1 protein-coding gene is annotated in these 1,303 nt (G+C 58.0%); it reads left to right on the forward strand.

Annotated features, from left to right (window positions below; translation table 11 throughout):
- Positions 1–1,303: penicillin-binding protein 1A (locus tag Q2T52_RS26745; protein WP_302079940.1), on the forward strand; the 1,303-nt coding region annotated here is incomplete at both ends.

Here is a 1,303-nt window from a genome sequence, read left to right on the forward strand (position 1 = left end):
GCATTCATTTCCGCTGAGGACAAAACTTTTTTCGAACACTCCGGGCTCGACTTTCGGGGGCTCGCGAGAGCAACCCTTGTAAACCTGATGAACCTGGGAAGTGAGCGTCGCATGGTGGGAGCGTCCACGATCACGCAGCAAGTGGCAAAGAATCTGCTGCTGACGTCCGACCAGACGTTCGCTCGCAAAGCAAAAGAGGCGCTTCTTTCTCTGCGGATCGAAAGCAGCCTTTCGAAGGATCGAATCCTCGAGCTCTATCTGAACCAGATTTTCCTGGGGCAGCGCTCATATGGAATTGCACAGGCGGCGTTGACCTACTTCGGAAAAGCCGTCAACGATCTCTCCATCGCAGATGCCGCCTACCTGGCAGCGCTTCCGAAAGGACCCGCCAACTACAACCCGTTTGTCTACCCCGGCGCCGCGATTGAACGCAGGAACTGGGTTATCGACCGCATGGTCGAGAATGGCTATGTCGAAGCCGCACTTGGTGAATCCGAGAAGAAGAAACCCCTCGGCGTTATTCAGCCACAAACAGCGACGCGATTTGCCGAAGCCGGGTACTTCATTGATGAGGCCCGCAAGATGATGCTCACGCAGTTCGGCGAAAAAGCCCTCTATGAAGGTGGGCTGTCGATAAGGACGACGATCGACCCTTCCCTCCAAAGGGAAGGGCAACGCGCTCTCCGGAACGCACTGGTGGCATATGACGAACGGCAGGGCTATCGCGGCCCTCTCGGCCACGTCAACCAGGATTCGCCAAGCTCTCTTGATATGGGCAAGCCTGATCGTGATCTGGGAGTTCCAGGCTGGAAGACAGCCGAAGTGATCGCAGTCGATAAGGACGGAGTTGGGATCAAGCTGCTTGCGCCGGACGAACAGCAAGCCCGTGTTTCGCTGGATGGGATGCGGTGGGCTTTGGGGAAAAAGAAGCCCGGCGACCTACTTCGGGTCGGAGACATCATCATCGTCGAGCAGCAGGCGTCGGCGGCTTATCGTTTGCGGCAAGTGCCGGAAGTCCAAGGCGCGCTCGTCGCAATGCAGCCGCAGACCGGACGGGTTGTGGCAATGATCGGTGGCTTCTCCTACGGTCAATCGCAGTTTAACCGCGCAACGCAAGCACTTCGTCAGCCGGGCTCGACATTCAAGCCTGTCGTCTATGCGTCCGCGCTCGATAATGGCTTCTCGCCCGCCACCGTGATCCGCGACGAACCCGTGGAGTTCCAATTGGGCAGCCAGAGTTGGTCTCCGAAGAACGACGCCAACGAGTACGCCGGTCCGGTGATCCTCAGGTTTGGGATCGAGC

The sequence above is a fragment of the Rhizobium oryzicola genome (genome assembly GCF_030504645.1).
GTDB classification, from domain to species: Bacteria; Pseudomonadota; Alphaproteobacteria; order Rhizobiales; family Rhizobiaceae; genus Neorhizobium; species Neorhizobium oryzicola.